Source organism: Vibrio sp. D173a (assembly GCF_030248475.1).
The window spans coordinates 1-731 of sequence record NZ_JAHGAH010001608.1; the positions used below are offsets into that span (position 1 = coordinate 1).

Annotated in this window: 1 protein-coding gene and 1 pseudogene; both read left to right on the plus strand. The window is 41.7% G+C overall.

Annotated elements, in window-relative coordinates; genetic code table 11:
* A pseudogene (locus KIV40_RS35095) lies at positions 1–118 on the plus strand (carboxymuconolactone decarboxylase family protein); the annotation flags it as partial.
* A 282-nt stretch (positions 119–400) separates the two neighbouring features.
* Positions 401–731 (plus strand): family 1 glycosylhydrolase (locus KIV40_RS35100; protein ID WP_285354096.1); only part of this gene is annotated, 331 nt, incomplete at its 3' end.

The window sequence follows — 731 nt, forward strand, 5'->3', positions numbered from 1 at the left end:
GAAACAGGTTTTAGAAGTGATTCTTGGCTTGTCGCAAAAAGTGATCAGCAACTACGTTAATCACCTAGCAGAAACGCCGGTGGATAAAGCATTCGAACCATTTGCTTTGAAAAAGTAATACCCAGTTGCCGGACTAAATCCCTTAGTCCGGTGCTGTTCATCTCTCAAAATTTTTATTCCCCTTCCAACACTTTTATTCTCCTTAATATCAAAGATATAGCGATCACTTGGCTCATCAACTTGATCTCTATGATCAAATAAACCTCAAAAATCTGTTGTTGAAACCGGTTTCAAAGTGTATCTTTTTGTTATCTTGAAATCGGTTTCAGAGTTGCAGCTTTTAAGTTTGTTACCTTAAACCTATCTATTTTCTGACGAATAACTTGTAGTGAGTGATGGTATGAATAACGAATTTCCAAACGATTTTTTATGGGGTGGCGCGGTTGCGGCACATCAGCTAGAAGGCGGCTGGGATGCGAATGGTAAAGGTGTGAGCGTTGTCGATGTATTAACAGCAGGCGCGCACGGTGTACAACGTCGAATCACCGATGGTGTAATCGATGGTGAAAACTACCCTAACCAAGTTGCTGTGGATTTCTACCATCGCTACAAAGAAGACATTAAGTTATTTGCTGAAATGGGCTTTAAGTGTTTCCGTACCAGCATCGCGTGGACGCGTATTTCCCCGAATGGCGATGAAGCCGAACCGTGTGAAGCAGGCTTAAAATTTT